Below are 20,575 nucleotides of genomic sequence, written 5' to 3'. Positions count from 1 at the left end.
TCGGTGTTCGCACCTGTAGGAGCGCGCTTGCCCGCGACGGCGTCCTTGAAATCGCCCCCGCCGGCAAGCCGTGCTGCTACGGGTCGGTGTTCGCACCTGTAGGAGCGCGCTTGCCCGCGACGGCGTCCTTGAGATCGCCCCCGCCGGCAAGCCGTGCTGCTACGGTTCGGTGTTCGCACCTGTAGGAGCGCGCTTGCCCGCGACGGCGTCCTTGAGATCGCCCCCGCCGGCAAGCCGTGCTGCTACGGTTCGGTGTTCGCATCTGTAGGAGCGCTTGCTTGCGCCACATACACAAGCCATGCCGAAATCACTCTGAAATCGTATTTGGAAACGTATCAACTACGCTGCTGCCTACAAACTTTGTAGGATTCTGCGACATCTTGGCGGTTGGTGATCCACGACCCGGCACGTATGATCCTTGACATTCATTCGCAGATTAGAAGCCTATGTCCCTGATAGTTCTACTTCTTCTGCCTTTCATCGGCAGTTGTCTGGCGGCCTTGTTGCCGCACAACGCGCGTAACACCGAATCTTTTCTTGCAGGCGTGATCGCTCTGATCGGCGCTGTGCAGGTTGCTCTCTGGTACCCGCAGATCGCCCATGGCGGGGTCATTCGCGAAGAATATTTCTGGGTTCCGAGCCTGGGACTCAACTTCGTGTTGCGCCTGGACGGCTTTGCCTGGCTGTTCTCGATGCTGGTCCTGGGGATCGGCACACTGGTGTCGCTCTACGCCCGTTACTACATGTCACCGAACGATCCGGTGCCACGGTTTTTCTCGTTCTTTCTGGCGTTCATGGGGGCGATGCTGGGCCTGGTGATGTCCGGGAACCTGATCCAGATCGTGTTCTTCTGGGAGCTGACCAGCGTTTTCTCCTTCCTGCTGATCGGTTACTGGCACCATCGCGCAGATGCCAGGCGCGGCGCCTACATGGCGTTGATGGTCACCGGCGCAGGCGGGCTGGCCTTGCTGGTGGGTGTGATGCTGCTGGGGCATGTGGTCGGCAGTTACGATCTGGATCGGGTGCTGGCCGCAGGTGACGCCATACGCGCCCATGCCCTGTACCCGGTTTTGTTGACGCTGATCCTGATCGGCGCCCTGAGCAAGAGCGCGCAGTTTCCCTTCCATTTCTGGCTGCCCCACGCCATGGCCGCGCCGACGCCGGTGTCGGCGTACCTGCACTCGGCGACCATGGTCAAGGCCGGGGTGTTTCTGCTGGCGCGCCTGTGGCCGGCCTTGTCGGGCAGCGAGCAGTGGTTCTGGATCGTCAGCGGCGCGGGGGCCTGCACCCTGGTGATCGGCGCCTATTCGGCGATTTTCCAGACGGATCTGAAGGGCCTGCTGGCCTATTCCACCATCAGCCACCTGGGCCTGATCACCCTGCTGCTGGGCCTGAACAGCCCGCTGGCCGCCGTCGCTGCGGTGTTCCACATTCTCAACCACGCCACCTTCAAAGCCTCGCTGTTCATGGCGGCTGGCATCATCGACCATGAAAGCGGCACCCGCGACATCCGCAAGCTCAGCGGCCTGGTCAAGCTGATGCCGTACACGGCCACCCTGGCCATGGTCGCCAGCGCCGCCATGGCCGGCGTGCCCCTGCTCAACGGTTTTCTGTCTAAAGAGATGTTCTTCGCCGAAACCGTGTTCATCACCTCAACGGCCTGGGTCGAGATGGCGCTGCCGGTGATCGCCACGGTGGCCGGGACGTTCAGCGTTGCCTATTCGCTGCGCTTCACGGTGGATGTGTTCTTCGGTCCCAAAGCCACTGACCTGCCCCACACGCCCCACGAGCCGCCACGCTGGATGCGGGTACCGGTCGAACTGCTGGTGCTGGCGTGCCTGATCGTCGGGATTTTCCCGGCACAATCGGTCGGTCCGTTGCTGGCCGCTGCCGCACAGCCTGTAGTAGGCGGGACCTTGCCCGAGTACAGCCTGGCCATCTGGCACGGCCTGAATGCGCCGATGATCATGAGCCTGGTCGCCATGGGCGCGGGCATCCTCCTCTACCTGCTGCTGCGCGGCTCTTTCAAGCGTGACCGCTTTGTCGGGCCGCCGTTGATCTGGCGCCTCAACGGCAAGCGCCTGTTCGAACGGGTGCTGGTGACCAAGCTGATCGTCGCGCGCAAGCTTGAAGGCCTGCTGACCACGCGCCGCTTGCAGGCGCAGTTGTTCCTGATGGTGTTTGTCTCGCTGGTGGTGGGTTTCGTGCCGATGTACGAGAGCGGCCTGACTTGGGGCGACCGGCCGAAGATCGCCGGCTCCGGGGTCTTCGTCATGCTCTGGCTGATCGCGATTGCCTGCGCCGTCGGTGCCGCGTGGCAGGCCAAGTATCACCGTCTTGCGGCCGTCACCATGGTCAGCGTCTGCGGCCTGATGACCTGCGTGACCTTTGTCTGGTTCTCCGCGCCGGACCTGGCCCTGACCCAACTGGCGGTAGAAGTGGTGACCACCGTGCTGATCCTGCTGGGCCTGCGCTGGCTGCCACGGCGTAACGAAAACGTCGCCCCGCCGTCCCGGTCGCGCAACCGCGCCAAGGCCCGTCGCGTGCGGGACTTCATCCTGTCCGTGGCGGTCGGTGGCGGCATGGCGCTGCTGTCCTATGCGATGCTGACCCGCCCGACGCCCAACACCATCTCCGAGTTCTACCTGGGCCGTGCCCTGAGCCAGGGCGGCGGAACCAACGCGGTCAACGTCATGCTGGTGGACTTCCGCGGCTTCGACACCTTCGGCGAAATCACCGTGCTGGCGGTGGTCGCCCTGACCGTGTTCGCCCTGCTGCGCCGTTTCCGCCCACCGAAAGAAAGCATCGCCCTACCCGCCCAGCAACGCTTGCTGGCGCGTGATGTGGTGACCGATCTGGTCAACCCGCGCCACGCCACCGACACCGCGCTGGGCTTCATGATGGTGCCAGCGGTGCTGGTGCGTCTGCTGCTGCCGGTGGCCTTCGTGGTCTCGATGTACCTGTTCATGCGCGGCCACAACCAGCCCGGCGGCGGTTTCGTCGCCGGGCTGGTGATGTCGGTGGCGTTCATTCTGCAGTACATGGTCGCCGGCACCCAGTGGGTCGAGGCGCACATGAGCCTGCGCCCCCTGCGCTGGATGGGCGCCGGCCTGTTCTTCGCCCTGGCGACGGGGCTGGGGTCGATGGCGCTGGGCTATCCGTTCATGACCACCCACACCGCGCACCTGCATCTGCCACTGCTCGGTGACGTGCACCTGGCCAGCGCGCTGTTTTTCGACATCGGCGTGTACGCCGTGGTGGTGGGTTCGACGCTGCTGATCCTGACCGCCCTGGCTCACCAGTCGGTGCGCAGCCATCGTCCGACGTCGCTGCCGCAGCCGATCCAGCCGGCCTCGGCCACCCCTACCCAAGGAGCCTTGTGATGGAAGAAGTCATCGCCATTGCCATCGGCGTGCTCGCAGCCTCCGGCGTGTGGCTGATCCTGCGCCCACGGACCTTCCAGGTGGTCATGGGCCTGTGCCTGCTGTCCTACGGCGTCAACCTGTTCATCTTCAGCATGGGCAGCCTGTTCATCGGCAAGGAGCCGATCATCAAGGACGGCGTGCCGCAGGACCTGCTCAACTACACAGACCCCTTGCCCCAGGCGCTGGTGCTGACTGCAATTGTCATCAGTTTCGCCATGACCGCGCTGTTCCTGGTGGTGCTGCTGGCCTCCCGTGGCCTGACTGGCAACGACCATGTGGACGGCCGGGAGAGCAGTGAATGAGTCTGATGAACCAACTGATCGTCGCGCCGATCCTGCTGCCGGTGCTGACCGCCGCGCTGATGCTGTGGCTGGGTGAACGCCATCGCCCGTTGAAGGCGCGGATCAACCTGCTGTCCACGGCGCTGGGCCTGGGGATCGCCATCACCCTGATGATGTGGGTGCAGAAGACCGGCACCACCGGCTCCATCGGCGTCTACCTGCCCGGCAACTGGTCATCGCCGTTCGGCATCGTGCTGGTGGTCGATCACCTGTCGGCGATGATGCTGGTGTTGACCGGTATCGTCGCCTTCTGCGCCCTGCTGTTCGCCCTGGCGCGCTGGGACCGGGCCGGTGCGAGCTTCCACGCCCTGTTCCAGATTCAGCTGATGGGCTTGTATGGCGCCTTCCTTACGGCCGATCTGTTCAACCTGTTCGTGTTCTTCGAGGTGCTGCTGGCGGCGTCCTATGGCCTGATGCTGCATGGCTCGGGGCGGGCGCGGGTCTCGGCGGGCCTGCATTACATCACCATCAATCTGCTGGCTTCTTCGCTGTTCCTGATTGGCGCTGCGCTGATCTACGGCGTCACCGGCACCCTGAATCTGGCGGATCTGGCGGTCAAGATCCCACAGGTATCCGAAGCCGACATCGGCCTGTTGCATGCAGGCGCGGCGATCCTGGCGGTGGCGTTCCTGGCCAAGGCGGGCATGTGGCCGCTGAACTTCTGGCTGGTGCCGGCCTACTCGGCCGCCAGCGCGCCGGTGGCCGCGATCTTCGCCCTGATGACCAAGGTCGGTGCCTACACCCTGCTGCGCCTGTGGACGCTGCTGTTCTCGGGCCAGGCCGGTGACTCGGCATTCTTCGGCGGTGACTGGATGATCTGGGGCGGCATGGCGACGCTGGCGGTGGCGGCCATTTCCATCGTCGCCGCCCAGCGTCTGGAGCGCATGGCCAGCCTGTGCATTCTGGTGTCGGCGGGGATTCTGCTGTCGTCCATCGGCTTCGGCCAGCCGAGCCTGACCGCCGGCGCGCTGTTCTACCTGGTCAGCTCCACGCTGGCCTTGAGCGCATTGTTCCTGCTGGCCGAACTGGTGGAGCGCTCGCGCTCGGCCAATGAAATCCCGCTGGAAGACGACGCCGATCAGTTGCCCAAGCCGCTGGAAGCCTTGCACCCGGTGCCGGGCACCAACCTGGACGATGAACAGAAAGCGGTGGTCGGCCAGGTGATTCCCTGGACCATGGCGTTCCTGGGCCTGAGTTTCATCATCTGCGCCTTGCTGATCATCGGCATGCCGCCGCTGTCCGGGTTTCTCGGCAAGCTCACGCTGATCAGCGCCCTGCTCAACCCATTGGGTCTGGACGTGGCCAAGGACGAAGCGATCCGCGCCGATAGCTGGACGCTGGTGGCGCTGCTGATCGTCTCGGGGCTGGCCTCGCTGTTCGCTTTCGTGCGGGTCGGCATCAAGCGCTTCTGGACACCACAGGAGCGCCCGTCACCGCTGCTGCGCCGTTATGAATGCATTCCTATCGTGCTGCTGCTGGGGCTGTGCATCGCCCTCACCTTCAAGGCTCAGGCGCTGCTGCGCTACACCCAGGACACGGCACAGGCGCTGCATGATCCGCAGCAATACATCCTGTCGGTGATGGCCGCCAAACCCGTCCCCAGCCCGAGTGACCTGGCAGAGGTGCAGCCATGAAGCGCCTGTTCCCTGCACCGTTGTTGTCGCTGTCGCTGTGGGCATTGTGGCTGCTGCTGAACCTGTCCCTGAGCGCCGGAAACCTGCTGTTCGGCGCGCTGCTGGGGTTGCTGGCGCCAATCATGTTCGCACCGTTGCGCCCCTTGCCTGCACGCATCCGCAGGCCGGGCGTGGCCTTCAGGCTGTTCTTCGTGGTGGGGCGTGATGTGCTGGTGTCCAACGTGCAGGTGGCGCTGCAAGTGTGGCGCGCCCGCAGCCGTCCGCCGCGTTCGGCATTCGTCAAAGTGCCGCTGGACCTGCATGACGCCCATGGCCTGGCGGCGCTGGCGATGATCTGCACCGTGGTGCCGGGCACCGTGTGGTCGGAGCTGGCCCTGGATCGCAGCGTGCTGCTGATGCATGTGTTCGACCTGGACGACGAGGGGCGCTTCATCGAGCATTTCAAGCGCACCTACGAACGCCCGCTGATGGAGATTTTCCAATGAGCCCGCTGCTCACCAATGCGATCCTGCTCACCCTGGGGCTGTTCACCGTCGCCATGGTCATGACCCTGATCCGCCTGTTCAAGGGTCCGTCGGCCCAGGACCGGGTTCTGGCGCTGGACTACCTGTACCTGCTGGCGATGCTGATGATGCTGGTGCTGGGTATTCGCTACGCCAGCGACACCTATTTCGAGGCGGCATTGTTGATTGCGCTGTTCGGCTTTGTCGGATCCTTCGCCCTGGCCAAGTTCCTGCTGCGTGGCGAGGTGATCGAATGAATGCGTTACAGGAGTTGCCGGTGTGGGTTGAGACCCTGACCGCGGTTTTGCTGGTATTGAGCGGCCTGTTTGCCCTGACCGGCGCGATGGGGCTGCTGCGCATGAAGGACTTCTTCCAGCGCATGCACCCACCGGCCCTGGCCTCGACCCTCGGTGCGTGGTGCGTCGCCCTGGCCTCGATCATCTACTTTTCCGCGCTCAAGCAAGGGCCGGTGCTGCACGCCTGGCTGATCCCGATCCTGCTGGCGATCACCGTGCCCGTGACGACGCTGTTGCTGGCTCGCACCGGGTTGTTCCGCAAGCGCATGGCAGGCGATGACGACGTGCCGCCAGAGGTCAGCGAGGGGCGGCACGAGGGTAAGTGAGGCCAGGCGCACCCCCGCGCCATTTTGCCGCACCCCGCTCGTCGCCCCAGTTCTGATACCTTTGCCGCCCATGAAACTGGCCCGATCCGACCGACACCTGATTGCATGGATGCTCTATTGCTGCGTCCTGTTCAACGTGTTCGCCTGCAGCATCGGTCACGGCCAGATGGTCGGCATGCAACTCAACGGCATTGGCGGCGAGTTCTGTTCCACCGACGGCCGGGCGCTGACCACGGTCGATCAATTCAAGCCCGGCGAGCAGAAGCTGCCCACCCTGTCCGCCGCCTTCGGCTGCCCCCTGTGCTCAACCGGCGGAATGGGCCCGGCGCTCAATTCCAGCCTGACCCTGGCGATCCTGCCCGAACAGCACAGCCCGCCACCTGCTGTCGTCGCTTCCTACGATATCCCCGCCGCTTTGCATTGGCCCACGGCCAACCCCCGCGCCCCGCCGTTCGCCCTGATCTGACTTCGAAAACTCACTGACCTGTTTTTCAGATGCTGTTGTCTGCGGCCAGCCCGTGCCTGACAGAATGACGCCGGCCCCGTAGCAGCATGGCTTGCCAGCGGGAACGGTGTGTCAGGCAATGAATGCGTCACTGACACACCGCCCCCGCCGGCAAGCCGTGCTGCTACGGGGTATCGCGGCAACAGTGCTGAAAAACGGTTTTGCGCTCGACCTCATATCAGGTTTTCACCATGAAACGCATCCCCCTGCTCGCCGGCCTGATCGGCAGCCTGCCCGCTTTCGCCCACGCACAAACCGCCCTCGACCTGGCCCCCATCACGGTCAATGGCGATGAACAACCCACCCAAGGCCTGGACCTGGAACAACAAGCCGCCAGCGCCACCCGCCTGGGCTTGAGCCTGCGCCAGACGCCCGCCTCGATTGCCGTCGCCAACCGGGCAGACATCGAGCGCCGAGGCGCACAGAACTTTCAGGACGTCGCCAACACCTTGCCCGGCGTCAACGCCAGCGCCCCGCCCGGCTTTGGCGGGTTCATTTCCTATCGGGGCTTCACCAGCAGCCAGGTCACGCAGATGTTCAACGGCATCAACGTCGCCACCGGGCTGGCGCGGCCGGTCAATAGCTGGATCTATGATCGCGTCGAAGTGCTCGGCGGTCCGTCGTCACTGATGAATGGCGCAGGATCGGTGGGTGGCTCGTTGAACTACGTCACCAAGCTGGCAAACCGGGAAGATCAGGCCGCCGAAGGCCGGGTCAGCTACGGCAGCTTCGACACCACGCAAACCGCCTTTGGCGTCAACCATCGCCTGAGCGACCCCACCGCAGACATACAGCACTACGCCCGGCTGGACGTCAGCCACACCAGCAGCAACGGCTATATCGATCGTCAGGAGAACGACGCGTGGAGCGCGGCGTTTTCCCTGTTGAGCGACATCACCCCGGACCTTTCCCACACCCTGGCCCTGGAATATCAGGACGAGCACGAAGACAGCCCCTACTGGGGCACCCCGGTGCTCAACCCCAAGGCGGGCGAGCTCAAGATCGACAAGCACAACCGCTTTCGCAACTACAACGTCGAGGATGGCCTGTACGAACAGCGCACGCGCTGGGTGCGCTCGATCATCGACTACCGCCTGGACGACGCCACCAGCCTGCGCAACACGTTGTATCGCCTGGACAGCCAGCGCGACTACCGCAACCTGGAAACCTACCAGTACAACGCGAGCAACAGCGCCATCAACCGCTCCACCGCTTATCTGGTGCGCCATCAGGGCTGGCAGCAGGGCAACCAGTTCGAATTGCGCCACGACAGCAGCCTGCTGGGGATGGCCACTACCTGGGCGGGTGGCTTCGAGTACAAGGTCAACTCGACCACCAACAACCCGTGGAACGTGCCGGCGAACAACACGGTGGATCCGGATCATTTCGACCCAGGGCATTTCTACGCACTGCCCGGCACCCGCCAAGGCTTCGTCAAGGACAAGACCAATGAGGTGACCACCAAGGCGCTGTTCGTGGAAAACCATCTGGCGCTGAGCGAGCAGTGGTCGCTGGTGACCGGCCTGCGCTACGACGACATCGACCTGGACGTGACCAACCATCGTGCAATCACCGCCAGCAATCCCCGCCACCTGCGCCGTGACTGGCAGCCGGTGACCGGCCGCGCAGGCCTGACCTGGCAGTTCCTGCCCTGCGCCAACGTCTACCTGCAATACAGCACCGCCGCCGAGCAGCCCAGTGGCACGCAGAACTTCGACGTTTCGACCGGCAAGCAGTGGGAGATCGGCAGCAAGTTCGACTACCTGCAAGGCCGGGGTTCGGCCACCGTTGCCGCCTACACCATCGAGCGCAAGGACTTCGCCATCACCGACCCGCAGGACCCCACCAACACGGTTCCGGTGGGCCAGCAGTCATCGAAGGGGATCGAGCTGGCGAGTTCCTTGCGCATCACCCCCGACTTGCTGCTGGAGGGCAACGTCGCCTGGGTGGATGCGCAATACGATGAATTCAGTGAAAAGAATTCGGCGGGCATCGTGGTCTCGCGCAAGGGCAACACACCGACCAACGTACCTGACCGCGTCGGCAATCTGTGGCTGACCTATGACTTCACGCCGGCCTGGCAAGCAGGGGTAGACGCCCGCTACGTGGCGTCGGTGTATGCCGACAATGCCAATACGCAAAGGGTGCCGTCGTACACGCTGTACGGCAGTTTTCTGACCTTCAAGCTGGACCAGCACACATCGATCACCGGTCGGGTGCGCAACCTGACAGACGAGGTCTATGCGCGATTCGCCCACGTATCACCGGCCTACTACCTGGGTGAGCCCCGCACATTCGAGCTGGCGGTACAGACTCGTTTCTAGACGCAGGCAACACAGGGCCGGCGAATCACTCGCTGGCCTTGAACACCAGTTCGCCCTTGCGCCACTTGGCGGCCTTGGCGGTTGCGGCCTTGAGCACTTTGCCAAGGCCCAGCTGGATCTGTTCGTGGGCAGCGAACACCATGAACACCGTGTGGGATTCCTTGAACACGATACCCTGGCCTTCAGGCACCTCGACAAAGGCGTATTCGCCCAGGCCGTAGATCGTCATCTTGATGTCGCGGAACTTGAGTTCGAACTTGCCACCTTCGCGGCTGGGCAATACGGCGGCGCGAAAATGATCGCCGACCTTGAGCTCCAGACGCGGCTTGTCATCGACCACCAGTGCGGATTCGGTGTCGATTTCAGACATGTAGATGCCTTCGGGGGACTGTTCGATGACATAGACGAAACGCGCCTGGAACAGCTTCACCAACTTCGCGCGCAAATCACCAAGCACGAATAACGCGTGGGTATCCAGATTACTTACTGCCAATGTACAAACTCCCAACCTGATATGAACTTGCCCGACCGCAGGGCCAGGCAAGGAAAAGACAAGAAAACGGTGCGCCGCGGATGCCGGACGCTGGCAAAAAACTGGATTCTACCGGCTTAGAGTCTATACGGGATATATGCCTTTCGTCCGCATTGTTTACTGTTTTGTACACGAATATGGCCATTGGCCTGTGTCCAATTGAAGCCGAAAAGCGCTTCGGCGATGGCTGAATCGATAACGCTATTGTCTGGAAACTCTTGGGGCCGCTCTGCACTCACATGCATCACAAGGTCAATCACCGTCCACTTCCCAGAGGGAAACAACATGGAACTCACCACACCGACGCTTGCGACACTGTTCGAACAATTGGGGCTTGAGTCGGATCAGGCCAGCATCGACGCCTTTGTCAGCCAGCATCGGCTCGGCGACGATGTGAAACTGGTCGACGCCGAGTTCTGGACGCCCCAGCAGGCGCGCTTTCTCAAAGAGGAACTGCTGACCGATGCCGAATGGGCACCGGTGGTGGACGAACTCAACGAACTGCTGCATCCGGCAAAGTAGCAGCAGGCCGCTGAAAAGGTGGCGGCCCCTGGAGGCCGCCACCGTCAATAGGGGTAGCCCGGCTGGCCCAGATTGGGGAAGCGTGAGCGTCCCTCTTTCGCCGGAGCATGGACGAACAAACCGTCGATCAGCGAGTTACTGCTGGTCAAAGTGCTGTTCCAATGGGCGGAACAGTGGATATACCGCCGGTACAACATCTGCATTTCTGCCGCGGTCAGTGGCTGCTCTTCGCCCCGGGCGCGCGCCAGCAGCTTGCCCGCAACACCCCGCAACTCAGGTGGCAACACGAGATCCGGCAGGTCCGGCACCGGCATGAACGGCACGCCCTCGTCACACGCCAGTCCGTGCATGACACGCAGATAGACCCGCGACAGGTGCCCGAATACTCCGCGCTCAAGCATGACACTGGCGATGACACTTTTCAGGCCCTGGCCTTTCTTGCGCCCCCGCTCCACGCAATCCACCGTGATGCGGGCAGTGTCGTCTCGCGGGTCGATCCAGCGCTGCACATCCAGCGTGTCCATTTCCTGGTGGGTCTGCTGCCAGGCCGGGGTCGCGTCATAGGGCGTCTGGATGCCGACCAGGCTGCGGCGGGGCCGGGTCAGCGCCACTTTCTCGACCATGTACGGGTGATAGCCGCCACCGATGTCCGAGTGTGAGCCGGGCAGCACAATCTCCCGCAGCCAACCGGGCGCCACGCTGTTGAGCGAGAAATTGCGTCGATGCTCGTCAGCCGCCACCAGATGGATCACCTGCTGCGCGCAACCCGGCGGCAGGAACAGGTTGACCCGTCTATTGACGTCATCGCCCACGCTTCCCAGGTCGGAAATGCCTCCCACGGCGGCAACCGTGTCGAACAGGCCGATCACCTTCAGCCGCACGCTGCCGTTACGCCAATTGAAGTCGGCAGCCAGCGGCAACTTCTGACCATCGAGCACCGGGCCTAATGCACCCCGCTCCTGCTTGAGCACCTCATTGGCGAAATGCCGGGCCGATGCGGCGCCGCGACTGAACCCGAACACATCAAGTTCTAGCGCGGCAATGACACAGCCGGGGTTATGCCTGCCAAAGGTATGCAGAACGCTCTTGAGTTTTTCCACGCACTTGCAGACTTTGGCAACTACGCCAGTATGACCTCGTCCGAACCCCTGCCCCGGTATTGAATCGCGCCCGCCTGATGTAGTCCCCACTCCACTGATATAAATCGGCTGAGTCACCCGCAATCCATTACCGTCGTTAGTGGCCACGAACTGTTGGCGGTAAAGATCGGCCAGCCGGGCAATATTGGTGAAATCGTTACTGTAACTGCTGGCGGGATCGGAATGCCGCCCCCCGCATTCCTTGATATGGGCATTGTGGTACACGCCCGCCATGGCCTGGCAGTCCGCGCCGATCTGGCTGTTGATCCGGTTGTTCCCCGTGCCGTCGAAGAACACACCAATGCGCACTGTGACGCCCAGCGAGGCGGGCGTGGACGTCGATCCCTTGAAACAGCGAAGCATCGTCATATTCAAACTCCTGTAAGTGTCGACACAATCCGGAACAGTTATTTACATATCCGGACATATACCTCACAGAATGCTCACCCCCACGACAGCGTCAATGGGGTAAATATGACTTCAGAAACTTCCCACTTAAAAATCAGACAATAAAAAACCGCCCGCACTTTCGTCTTACAAGCAGGCAGCAGATTTCCTAAAATATTCAGAAAACTTAAACAGAATTAAATCAACAGAACAATAATTAAATATTACCCACAACGAAAATCGCCCGAGGCTAATGCCTCGGGCGACGGGTTCCTGCGCCATGGCCTGGCGGTCAGGAACGGCGATCAGGCCTGACGCTGGTGGCGATCGATCTGCTCGTGGCGCTCTTGCGCTTCGATGCAGTATTTGGTCGTCGGGCTGATGAGCAGGCGCTTGAGGCCGATAGGCTCACCGCTGTCATCGCACCAGCCGAAGGTGTCTTCGGCGATACGGGTCAGCGCCATTTCCAGCTGGGGCAGCATGCGCTGGTCGCGGTCGATCACGTTGACCAGCCAGTGGCGCTCTTCTTCGACGGAAGCGGCGTCGGCGGGGTCAGCCGGGGTATCCAGGCTTTCGATCGCGATACGGCTCTGCTCGATACGCTCGTGGATTTCCACTTTCATGGCTTGCAGCAGCTCGATGAAGAAGGCGTGTTGCTCCGCGTTCATGTAGTCATCGGCCGGCATCGCCAGCAACTTGTCCTTGGTCATTGATTTCTCTATAAAAAAACGTGCATTAAGGCGATTTAGTGAAGCGCCTCTGCGTCATCGTAAAAGCGCCATGGTCTCCAAGCGCCACCTGGCACTCAATTTACGAGGGGCGGCAGTCTAAGGCCGGGTTTCGTACTCGGCAACATAATTGAACAAGAATCGCCCAACAACCCCCCAAAACCCCGGTGGCGTTGAGCCAAACCGGTGTTTCAACCTGTGTCTGCCGTGACACGCTCACTCCAGCAGGTACGCGTATCGCCTGTAGGAGCGCGCTTGCCCGCGAAGACGTCATGACCGACACCACTGCACCGCCTGACATACCGCGGTCGCGGGCAAGCGCGCTCCTACAGTGCAGTGCAAATGCGTATGGACGCTGTCTGACAGGCCATCGGCCGTTCGGTTCAAACCGGCAGAAAAACGAAAAGGGCCCCTGTCCGGGCCCTTTTCAACGTTGATCAAACAGCTGGCATCAAGACATCAGCGTTTGAGCTTGCGTTTGTTGCGGTACTGGTCGATGACCACCGCCACCACAATAATCAACCCTTTGATGATGTCTTGTACATAGGCATCGACGCCTACGAAGGTAAATCCGCTGGCCATCACCCCGAGAATCAGCGCGCCGATCACGGTACCGGTGATCCGGCCGACGCCGCCCGCAAGGCTGGTGCCGCCGATCACCGCCGCCGCAATGGCATCCAGTTCGTAGGAAACGCCCATCCCCGCCTGCCCCGTCGCCGCCCGTGCCGAGGCCACCACACCGGCAAGCCCGGCCAGCAGGCCCGCGATGCTGTAGACGATCACCAGGTGGCGCTTGACGTTGATCCCCGAGGTACGGGCCGCCTGCATGTTGCCGCCGATGGCGTAGGTGTACTTGCCGTATTTGGTGTAGCGCAGGGCGATGTGGAAGATCACCGCCACCACCAGAAAGATCAGCACCGGCATCGCGCCCTGGCCGATGGCCGTGTAGGAATCGTTAAGCATGCTCACAGGCTGGCCGCCGGTGTAGAAGCGCGCCAGGCCACGGGCCGACACCATCATGCCCAGGGTGGCGATGAAGGGCGGGATGCCGGTGATGGCGATGATGCTGCCGTTGATCGCACCCGCCAGCAGCCCGACCCCAAGGCCCGCGATGACCGGCGCCCAGACCGGCAAATCGGTCAACGAAGGAAATACCGCCCGGGTGTAATCCGACGATTGCGCGAGACTGGCTGCGATCATCGCCGATAACGCAAGCACCGAGCCGGATGAGAGGTCGATGCCGGTGGTGATGATGACCTGCGTCACGCCGATGGCCAGAAGACCGATGATCGAGACCTGCAGGATCATCAGCACCAGCCGCTGGGAGTTGAGCAGAAAGCTCTGGTCGCGCACGATCCAGCCAAACAGCTCGAAAATCAGGCCGATGCCGATCAGCACCAGAAAGATGCTCAGTTCGGTCGGCAGGCGGCGCTTGTGCTTGTTCGGGGCCAGCGCCGGTTTGTTGTCCAGTATCGCGTTCATTTTCATAGGTGCCTCTTGTTCTTGTTCTGACCCGAAACGGGCCTTTGGCAAACCGCCGTCAATGGACCGAATGGCCCGACGCCAGATGCATGACCCGCTCCTGAGTCGCATCGGCGCGATCCAGGGTGCCCATCATTTCGCCCTCGTGCATGACCATGACCCGGTCGCTCATGCCCAGCACTTCCGGCAGCTCCGAAGAAATCATGATCACCGCCATGCCTTCGCTGGCGAGCATGGAAATCAGCCGGTAAATCTCGGCCTTGGCGCCGACGTCGATGCCGCGTGTCGGCTCGTCGAGAATCAATATGCGCGGGTTGGTCATCAGCCAGCGGGCGATCAGGGCCTTCTGCTGGTTGCCGCCCGAGAGAGTGTCGATGCACTGCTCAAGCGACGGCGTCTTGACCCGCAGCTTCTTGCACATGTCCTCGCAGAGGCCGCGCAGGGCCTTCTGATGCACGAAGCCGTTGCCCACGTAATGAGGCAGGACCGCCATCTCCATGTTTTCCAGCACCGACAGACAAGGAAACAGCCCGCTGAGCTTGCGGTCCTCGGTCAGCAGGGCAAAGCCCTTCTCGATGGCGAAATGCGGATCGGTGACCTTGATCGGCGCACCGTCGAGCACAATCTCGCCTCGGCTGCAGGGCGTGATGCCAAAGATGGTTTCGGCGACATTGGTGCGACCGGACCCCATCAGCCCTGCAATGCCCAGCACTTCGCCGGCGTGCAGGTCGAAGGAAACGCCCTCGAAAACACCGTCCAGGGCCAGGTCGCGCACCGAGAGCAGCAGATCGCCCACCGGCCTGTCCCGCTCCGGGAACAACTGTGTCAGTTCACGGCCGACCATCATCGAGATCAGGCTGTCGCCGTCCATGCTGTCGGCGCGCTGCAGGCCGATGTAGGCGCCGTCGCGAAACACCGCCACTTCGTCGGCGATGGCAAACACTTCGTTCATCTTGTGGGTGATGTAGATGATGCCCTTACCCTGCGCACGCAGGTCGGCAATGATCGAAAACAGGTGGGCCACTTCCTTCTCGGTGATGGCCGAGGTGGGTTCGTCCATGATCAGCACGTCGGAGTCGTAGGACACCGCCTTGGCGATCTCGACCATCTGCCGTTCGGCGATGCTCAGGTTGCCGACGTGTTCTTCGGGGTCAAGGTTGATGCGCAGCCGGTCCAGCAGGTCCTGGGTGCAACGGTGCATGGCGCGGTGATCGACCATATGCAGCCCGTTCAGCTGTTCGCGGCCGATCCAGATGTTCTCGGCGATGCTCATGTGCGGCATCAGGTTGAGTTCCTGGTGAATCATCGCGATGCCCGATTGCAGCGCCGCAAGCGGCGTCTCGAACACCACCGGCTTGCCGCGCAGGCGGATTTCGCCGGTGTCGGGCTGGTAGATCCCGGCAATGATTTTCATCAGGGTGGACTTGCCTGCACCGTTCTCGCCCATCAGGGCCAGTACACTGCCGGGCCGCACGCGCAGTTCCACGTTGTCCAGCGCCACCACACCGGGGAAACCCTTGCTGATGTTGGTGATTTCCAGAAGATAAGGGTGTTCGGCGCCAGTGCCGGCAAGCTCGGGTTGGACAGGGGTCGCAGTAGCGGAAGCGAACATGGTCACAGGCTCCTCACCTGACATGGGCGGCGGAGGCTTCAGCCACCGGGCCCTGTCAGTTGTCGTGATGTGAACGTTATTAGAAGGTGCTGACGTTTTCCGGAGTGATGAGCTTGAACGGAATCACGATCGCCTGTTCAGGTAACGATTCCTTTTTCGCCAGTTTCACTGCGGCGTCGATGGAGCCTTCGCCCTGCCCCTTGGCGTCCTGGAACACCGAGACCGTAAGATCGCCTTTCTTCACCGCGCTCAGCCCGTCGGGCGTGCCATCGACGCCTGCGACCAGCACATCGCCCTGCTTTTTGCCGGCCTGTTTCAAGGCCATGGCGGCGCCGATGGCCATCTCGTCATTGTTGGAAACCACTGCGCTGAAATCGCGGCCCTGGGTCAGCCAGTTGTTGGTGATGTCCATGCCTTTCTGCCGGCCCCAGGCCCCTTCCTGTTCCTCGGCGATCTTGATGCCGGGGTATTTTTTCAGGACTTCCTTGACGCCTTCGGTGCGGTCACGGGTCGAGTTGTTCGACAGCTCACCCAGCAGGATCACCACGGTGCCCTTGCCATCCATCTTCTTGGCCAGGTATTCCATCTGCATGCGGCCCGCTTCCTTGTCATCGGAGGTGACCGATGCAACGCCGGCTGGCAGTTTGGGGTCATCCGGGCGACGGTTGACGTAGACCAGCGGGATCCCGGCAGCGGTGGCCGCCTTGGTGATGCGACCGGTGGCGGCGGTGTCGACCGGGTTGACGATCAGTGCATCGACTTTCTTGCCGATCAGCTCCTGCACCTGGTCGAGCTGCTTGTTCACATCGTTGCGGCCATCGACGAATTGCAGATCGACGCCGCCCATGTCCTTGGCCTTCTTGCCCATGTCTTCGCGCATGTAGGTCAGGTAGGTGTCATCGAACTGCGACATGGCCACGCCGATTTTCAGGTCGGCTGCCAGGGTCGCGCCGCTGCCGAGCATCAGGGCCAGTGCCAGGGAGGTAAAACGGGCTTTGGTGTTCATGAACGGTCTTTCTCCAAATTCTTGTTGTTGTAGTGAATTGGCTAACGACTGCGGATGTTCAGACTGTGCCGCTGGAGCTTGAAAAATGTGGATTGCAGAAGTGCGCCACCGACGCCGCCGACGAGCCGCAGACCATCACCCCGTGGCTTTGCACACAGAGCACGCGGGCGGCGGTTTCGAGGGTTTTGTCGAGCGCGGCGGCAAGGGATGGCTTGAGGGCAGAGACAGCGCGGGAAGCAACAAGAGAGCGTGATACGGTCCTGCAGGCCTGAACGGCGCGTTTGAGGATATTCATCGACGGTACCTGTCTTTTTTGGCGTTCTTGTTTTTTGTTTCGTCCGCCCAGCCCTGTGTAGGAAAGGTCCGATACAGGGGTGGACGTCGAGATTCGGCAACCTGGAAATGACTTTATTGGAAAATAATTTCTACTTCAACTGATTTTAGAATTTATTTCTATTTCATTTTTCTACAGCGTTTTCCACGATTCCCCCCTGTAGGAGCGCGCTTGCCCGCGACCGCGGAGTGTCATTGAAACAACCTTTGCCTGACACACCGCCGTCGCGGGCAAGCGCGCTCCTACGAGTGACCACCTCTTACAGAGTGACCACCCGCCCTTCCCGGGCGCTGATCCGCGCGGCATCCAGCACCTTGGCCGAAGCCACTGCATCGCGTGCGTCCACCGGGTTCTTGCCCTGGTTCATCACCGCTTCCTGCAACTGGCGATAGAACTCGGTCCAGCAGCCTCGTTCGGAGGGCACTCGCTCGCGGTGTTCCCCCTGCTCGAACCAGCCCCAGCGTCGGTGTTCCTCGACGCCCCAGCGCTCGCCCTCGGACTTGGGAGACTGCCCGGCCAAAGCGGCGGCCTCCTGACCGTCCAGGCCCTCAACGGTATAGCAGCCCTGAGCGCCGTTGACGCGAAAACGTGGTCCTTGAGCGTTTTGCAGGCAGTTGCCCCATAAATGCGAGGTCACGCCACTGGCATGAATCAGCGACACGAAAAACCCGTGATCGACCTTTTGTTCAGGCGTGGCGAATTCGAGCTCGGCGTAGACCCGCTTCACCGGTCCGAACAGCAGCAGCGCCTGGTCCACCAGATGGCTGCCCAGATCGCGCAAGATGCCGCCGCCCGATTCCTTGCCCACCGACGACGGCGAGTAGCGCTCGACCCGGGATTCGAACCGGGTGATCTGCCCCAGCACGCCCTGGTCGATGAGTTTGCGCACGGTGAGAAAATCCGAATCCCAGCGCCGGTTCTGGTAAACCCCCAGCAGCACGCCGCGACGCTCGGCGGCGTCTACCAGTTCCTGAGCATGCGTTGCATCAGGGGCGAAGGGTTTGTCGCTGACCACCGGCACGCCCAGTTCGATGGCTTCCAGAATCAGCGCCCGACGCGAGGCCAGCGGCGTGGAAATCACCACGGCATCGACGCCCGAGGCGACCAGATCGGCCAGGCTGTCGAAAGCCGGTACTTTTGGATGGTCCTGTTGCAGTTCCTGGCGTCGCTCCGGGGAGCGCGTCACCACGCCGGCGAAGGTTGCGCCGTGCAGGCTGGCCAGGAGCGGCGCATGAAAGAAGCGCCCGCCCTTGCCGTAGCCGATGAGTCCGATTTTCATGGGTTTCTCCTTGACTTGTAGGAGCGCGCTTGCCCGCGACGGCGGTGTGTCAGGCAAATATTGTTTCAATGACACACCGCGGTCGTCCGAATGCGGCCCAGAGCAAGCGCGCTCCTACAGGTGCGATGTGAATCAATACTTGCGGGCCTTGGCCAGCATCGTTTTCTGCCGTTCGTACGCCTCGGCGGTCTTGCCACTGGTCGACACCTCGGCCACGCCCACGCGCCACCACGACAGGTAGCCGTGGATCATGGTCTTGGGCAGCACCTTGATATCGATCAGCGTCGACACCGTCTGCTTGCGTGCATCGGCCAGCGCCGCTTCAAGCTCCTCGACGGTCTTCACCTTGTAGGTCTTGCAGCCATAGGCCGCCGCGCTCATGGCGAAATCCACCGGCACGAAGTCGCCGTCGAGCTGCCCCGTTTCGGGGTTGCGATATCGAAATTCGGTGCCAAAACTGCCCATGCCGTTGCCCATCTGCAGGTTGTTGATGCAACCGAAGGCCATGTTGTCCAGCAGCACCACGTTGATCTTGCGCCGTTCCTGAATCGAGGTGGCCAGTTCCGAGTGCAGCATCATGTACGAGCCGTCACCCACCAGCGCATACACCTCGCGCTCGGGCGCGGCCATCTTCGCCCCCAGCGCGGCGTTGACCTCGTAGCCCATGCACGAATAGCCATACTCGACGTGGTAGCTGTCGACACTGGTGCTGCGCCAGGCCCGTTGCAGATCCCCAGGCAGGCTGCCCGCGGCGGCAACAATCACCGCATCTTCCGGCAGCTGTTGATTCAGCACCCCCAGGACACGACTTTGGGTGAGGCACGAGCCCGTCATCTCGATGAAATCCCGGAGTACCTGCGGATCAAGGTGCCCGGCCACTTCCGGTTCGAAATCCTGGGTCTGGTATTGCACCGCGTACAGGCGATCGACTTCGGCATCCAGCGCCGCACGGGCCTGGCGAGGTGCGTCACCCCATTGCGCGCGGTAGTCACCCAGCCCGTTCGCCAGCTCCTGCAACGCCAGTTGCGCGTCGGCCAGCACCTGCACGCCATCGAGCTTTTGCACGTCGAAGGCGCCGACGTTGAGGTTGAGAAACTGCACATCCGGGTTCTGGAACAGCGACTTGGAACCGGTGGTGAAGTCGCTGTAGCGGGTACCGACTCCGATGATCAGATCCGCCTCGCGGGCCAGGGTGTTGGCGGCCAGCGAGCCGGTTTCGCCGATACCGCCCATGTTCAGCGGATGGGCCGAGACGATGGCGCTCTTGCCGGCCTGGGTCTCGCTGAAGGGAATGTCGAAGCGCTCGGCGAAGGCCTGCAACTGCGCCGCCGCACCGGAATACCGAACGCCCCCGCCGCAGATCAGCAGCGGTTTGCGCTTGCCCTTGAGCAACGCCAAGGCGTCCTTGAGCATGACCTGGGTCGGCGGGCGACGGTCGATACGGTGCACGCGTTTTTGCAGGAAAGCGTCGGGGTAGTCGTAGGCCTCACCCTGCACATCCTGAGGCAGGGCCAGGGTGACCGCGCCGGTTTCGGCGGGATCGGTGAGCACGCGCATGGCATTGAGCGCGGCGCTCATCAACTGCTCGGGACGGTTGATGCGGTCCCAGTATTTACTCACGGCCTTGAAGGCGTCGTTGGTGCTGATGCTCAGGTCGTGGAATTGCTCGATCTGTTGCAGCACCGGGTCCGGCTGACGGCTGGCATACACATCCCCCGGCAGCAGCAACAGCGGGATGCGGTTGGCCGACGCAGTGGCCGCCGCCGTGATCATGTTTGCCGCGCCCGGCCCCACCGATGAGGTGCAGGCGTAGATCTTGCGGCGCAGGTGTTGCTTGGCAAAGCCCATCGCCGCGTGGCACATGCCTTGTTCATTGCGGCCCTGATGCACCACCAGTTCGCCGCTGTCCTGCTCGAGGGCCTGGCCCAGGCCCAGCACGTTGCCGTGGCCGAAAATGGTGAACACCCCGGCGACGAATTTGCTCTGCACGCCGTCGACTTCGACGTACTGGTTATCGAGAAACTTCACCAGGGCCTGGGCCATGGTCAATCGTGTCGTGGTCATGCTTGCACCTTGTTATTTTACATTGGAGGTACATGAAACACCCTGTAGGAGCGCGCTTGCCCGCGACGGCAATCGTTCGAACGCAAGATATGCGTTGGATGTACCTGCGTCGTCGCGGGCAAGCGCGCTCCTACAG

18 protein-coding genes are annotated in these 20,575 nt (G+C 62.2%); 9 read left to right on the top strand and 9 right to left on the bottom strand.

Features of this window, described 5'->3' with window-relative positions:
* Window positions 1–446 precede the first annotated feature (446 nt).
* The 8 genes from ACIPO9_RS24120 (at window position 447) to ACIPO9_RS24085 (ending at window position 9,354) form a co-directional block, all read left to right on the top strand.
* Window positions 447–3,383, top strand: coding sequence for a monovalent cation/H+ antiporter subunit A (locus ACIPO9_RS24120; RefSeq protein ID WP_400783939.1), 2,937 nt, complete (start codon window positions 447–449; stop codon window positions 3,381–3,383).
* On the top strand, window positions 3,383–3,727 hold the full coding sequence (locus ACIPO9_RS24115; RefSeq protein WP_081568723.1) for a Na+/H+ antiporter subunit C: 345 nt from the start codon (window positions 3,383–3,385) through the stop codon (window positions 3,725–3,727). Before ACIPO9_RS24120 ends, ACIPO9_RS24115 begins: the two co-directional genes overlap by 1 nt.
* Window positions 3,724–5,400, top strand: a complete 1,677-nt coding sequence (locus tag ACIPO9_RS24110; RefSeq protein WP_400783938.1) for a monovalent cation/H+ antiporter subunit D — start codon at window positions 3,724–3,726, stop codon at window positions 5,398–5,400. Before ACIPO9_RS24115 ends, ACIPO9_RS24110 begins: the two co-directional genes overlap by 4 nt.
* On the top strand, window positions 5,397–5,885 hold the full coding sequence (locus ACIPO9_RS24105) for a Na+/H+ antiporter subunit E (RefSeq protein WP_400783937.1): 489 nt from the start codon (window positions 5,397–5,399) through the stop codon (window positions 5,883–5,885). Before ACIPO9_RS24110 ends, ACIPO9_RS24105 begins: the two co-directional genes overlap by 4 nt.
* Entirely contained in the window at window positions 5,882–6,160 is a 279-nt protein-coding gene (locus tag ACIPO9_RS24100) for a K+/H+ antiporter subunit F (protein ID WP_274133540.1), read from the top strand. Before ACIPO9_RS24105 ends, ACIPO9_RS24100 begins: the two co-directional genes overlap by 4 nt.
* Window positions 6,157–6,525: a Na+/H+ antiporter subunit G gene (locus ACIPO9_RS24095; RefSeq protein WP_274133541.1), complete on the top strand. Its 369-nt coding sequence runs from the start codon at window positions 6,157–6,159 to the stop codon at window positions 6,523–6,525. The genes ACIPO9_RS24100 and ACIPO9_RS24095 overlap by 4 nt, the downstream gene beginning before the upstream one ends.
* Window positions 6,526–6,595: 70 nt before the next feature.
* A complete protein-coding gene (locus ACIPO9_RS24090; RefSeq protein ID WP_400783936.1) occupies window positions 6,596–6,991 on the top strand; it encodes a DUF2946 domain-containing protein in 396 nt (131 codons plus the stop codon).
* Window positions 6,992–7,221: 230 nt separating this feature from the next.
* Window positions 7,222–9,354, top strand: a complete 2,133-nt coding sequence (locus ACIPO9_RS24085) for a TonB-dependent receptor (RefSeq protein WP_400783934.1) — start codon at window positions 7,222–7,224, stop codon at window positions 9,352–9,354.
* Window positions 9,355–9,379: 25 nt separating this feature from the next.
* Here ACIPO9_RS24085 and ACIPO9_RS24080 read toward each other — a convergent pair whose 3' ends face one another.
* A complete protein-coding gene (locus ACIPO9_RS24080) occupies window positions 9,380–9,847 on the bottom strand; it encodes a hypothetical protein (RefSeq protein WP_400609569.1) in 468 nt (155 codons plus the stop codon).
* Between the two features lie 324 nt (window positions 9,848–10,171).
* On the opposite strand from ACIPO9_RS24080, the gene ACIPO9_RS24075 reads away from it, so the two are divergent.
* Entirely contained in the window at window positions 10,172–10,408 is a 237-nt protein-coding gene (locus tag ACIPO9_RS24075; RefSeq protein ID WP_274133545.1) for a DUF2789 domain-containing protein, read from the top strand.
* Between the two features lie 44 nt (window positions 10,409–10,452).
* Here ACIPO9_RS24075 and ACIPO9_RS24070 read toward each other — a convergent pair whose 3' ends face one another.
* From ACIPO9_RS24070 to iolD, 8 genes are all read right to left on the bottom strand, one after another.
* Window positions 10,453–11,916, bottom strand: coding sequence for a T6SS phospholipase effector Tle1-like catalytic domain-containing protein (locus ACIPO9_RS24070; protein WP_400783933.1), 1,464 nt, complete (start codon window positions 11,914–11,916; stop codon window positions 10,453–10,455).
* A gap of 323 nt (window positions 11,917–12,239) precedes the next feature.
* Window positions 12,240–12,644, bottom strand: a complete 405-nt coding sequence (locus ACIPO9_RS24065) for a TraR/DksA C4-type zinc finger protein (protein WP_274133547.1) — start codon at window positions 12,642–12,644, stop codon at window positions 12,240–12,242.
* 477 nt (window positions 12,645–13,121) lie between these two features.
* Window positions 13,122–14,144 carry an ABC transporter permease gene (locus ACIPO9_RS24060; RefSeq protein WP_274133589.1) on the bottom strand — a complete coding sequence of 341 codons (1,023 nt, stop codon included), beginning with the start codon at window positions 14,142–14,144 and terminating at the stop codon, window positions 13,122–13,124.
* A 58-nt stretch (window positions 14,145–14,202) separates the two neighbouring features.
* On the bottom strand, window positions 14,203–15,756 hold the full coding sequence (locus tag ACIPO9_RS24055) for a sugar ABC transporter ATP-binding protein (protein ID WP_400783932.1): 1,554 nt from the start codon (window positions 15,754–15,756) through the stop codon (window positions 14,203–14,205).
* A gap of 79 nt (window positions 15,757–15,835) precedes the next feature.
* Window positions 15,836–16,762, bottom strand: coding sequence for a sugar ABC transporter substrate-binding protein (locus ACIPO9_RS24050; protein ID WP_400609564.1), 927 nt, complete (start codon window positions 16,760–16,762; stop codon window positions 15,836–15,838).
* Between the two features lie 58 nt (window positions 16,763–16,820).
* Window positions 16,821–17,057 (bottom strand): hypothetical protein, encoded by a 237-nt coding sequence (locus ACIPO9_RS24045; RefSeq protein WP_400609562.1) that lies wholly within the window; start codon window positions 17,055–17,057, stop codon window positions 16,821–16,823.
* Between the two features lie 298 nt (window positions 17,058–17,355).
* Window positions 17,356–18,375: a Gfo/Idh/MocA family protein gene (locus ACIPO9_RS24040; protein ID WP_400783930.1), complete on the bottom strand. Its 1,020-nt coding sequence runs from the start codon at window positions 18,373–18,375 to the stop codon at window positions 17,356–17,358.
* Between the two features lie 132 nt (window positions 18,376–18,507).
* A complete protein-coding gene (iolD, locus tag ACIPO9_RS24035) occupies window positions 18,508–20,439 on the bottom strand; it encodes a 3D-(3,5/4)-trihydroxycyclohexane-1,2-dione acylhydrolase (decyclizing) (RefSeq protein WP_400783929.1) in 1,932 nt (643 codons plus the stop codon).
* Window positions 20,440–20,575: the final 136 nt, after the last annotated feature.

The sequence above is a fragment of the Pseudomonas sp. NPDC090203 genome, assembly GCF_044746765.1.
Taxonomy (GTDB): Bacteria; Pseudomonadota; Gammaproteobacteria; order Pseudomonadales; family Pseudomonadaceae; genus Aquipseudomonas; species Aquipseudomonas putida_AD.
This window is presented reverse-complemented; position numbering and strand designations above follow the sequence as displayed.

What these genes read in the sequence shown, in the direction of transcription:
- ACIPO9_RS24055 (WP_400783932.1), bottom strand. Translation starts at nt 15,756, where the DNA reads ATGTTCGCTTCCGCTACTGCGACCCCTGTCCAACCCGAGCTTGCCGGC.
- iolD (WP_400783929.1), bottom strand. Translation starts at nt 20,439, where the DNA reads ATGACCACGACACGATTGACCATGGCCCAGGCCCTGGTGAAGTTTCTC.
- ACIPO9_RS24050 (WP_400609564.1), bottom strand. Translation starts at nt 16,762, where the DNA reads ATGAACACCAAAGCCCGTTTTACCTCCCTGGCACTGGCCCTGATGCTC.
- ACIPO9_RS24100 (WP_274133540.1), top strand. Translation starts at nt 5,882, where the DNA reads ATGAGCCCGCTGCTCACCAATGCGATCCTGCTCACCCTGGGGCTGTTC.
- ACIPO9_RS24045 (WP_400609562.1), bottom strand. Translation starts at nt 17,057, where the DNA reads ATGAATATCCTCAAACGCGCCGTTCAGGCCTGCAGGACCGTATCACGC.
- ACIPO9_RS24105 (WP_400783937.1), top strand. Translation starts at nt 5,397, where the DNA reads ATGAAGCGCCTGTTCCCTGCACCGTTGTTGTCGCTGTCGCTGTGGGCA.
- ACIPO9_RS24095 (WP_274133541.1), top strand. Translation starts at nt 6,157, where the DNA reads ATGAATGCGTTACAGGAGTTGCCGGTGTGGGTTGAGACCCTGACCGCG.
- ACIPO9_RS24110 (WP_400783938.1), top strand. Translation starts at nt 3,724, where the DNA reads ATGAGTCTGATGAACCAACTGATCGTCGCGCCGATCCTGCTGCCGGTG.
- ACIPO9_RS24075 (WP_274133545.1), top strand. Translation starts at nt 10,172, where the DNA reads ATGGAACTCACCACACCGACGCTTGCGACACTGTTCGAACAATTGGGG.
- ACIPO9_RS24090 (WP_400783936.1), top strand. Translation starts at nt 6,596, where the DNA reads ATGAAACTGGCCCGATCCGACCGACACCTGATTGCATGGATGCTCTAT.
- ACIPO9_RS24060 (WP_274133589.1), bottom strand. Translation starts at nt 14,144, where the DNA reads ATGAACGCGATACTGGACAACAAACCGGCGCTGGCCCCGAACAAGCAC.
- ACIPO9_RS24065 (WP_274133547.1), bottom strand. Translation starts at nt 12,644, where the DNA reads ATGACCAAGGACAAGTTGCTGGCGATGCCGGCCGATGACTACATGAAC.
- ACIPO9_RS24085 (WP_400783934.1), top strand. Translation starts at nt 7,222, where the DNA reads ATGAAACGCATCCCCCTGCTCGCCGGCCTGATCGGCAGCCTGCCCGCT.
- ACIPO9_RS24040 (WP_400783930.1), bottom strand. Translation starts at nt 18,375, where the DNA reads ATGAAAATCGGACTCATCGGCTACGGCAAGGGCGGGCGCTTCTTTCAT.
- ACIPO9_RS24115 (WP_081568723.1), top strand. Translation starts at nt 3,383, where the DNA reads ATGGAAGAAGTCATCGCCATTGCCATCGGCGTGCTCGCAGCCTCCGGC.
- ACIPO9_RS24070 (WP_400783933.1), bottom strand. Translation starts at nt 11,916, where the DNA reads ATGACGATGCTTCGCTGTTTCAAGGGATCGACGTCCACGCCCGCCTCG.
- ACIPO9_RS24120 (WP_400783939.1), top strand. Translation starts at nt 447, where the DNA reads ATGTCCCTGATAGTTCTACTTCTTCTGCCTTTCATCGGCAGTTGTCTG.